Consider the following 233-nt stretch of genomic DNA (forward strand, 5'->3'; position numbering starts at 1 on the left):
GGGATCGTGTTGAGGTCGACCGCGCCACCGAGGCCGGTGCCACCGACCCAGCGACGGCCGTTGACCAGCACGAGGGTACGGGCGGAACCGAGGTTGCGCAGGCTGACGCGCGTCTCGCCGTTGCCGCCGTTGTTGAACGTGGTGTTGAGCGTCGAGCCGTTCGCCGCGATGTTCTGGATCACGTCGCCGACGGAGGTCAGGCCCTGGGCCTGGATCTCTTCGCGGTTGAGCGA

Annotated in this window: 1 protein-coding gene; it reads right to left on the reverse strand. The window is 68.2% G+C overall.

What is annotated here, in order from left to right; all coding sequences use genetic code 11:
* Window positions 1-233: TonB-dependent receptor plug domain-containing protein (locus ACY35P_RS15725; protein WP_462116771.1), on the reverse strand; the 233-nt coding region annotated here is incomplete at both ends.

The organism is Lysobacter xanthus, from assembly GCF_047159895.1.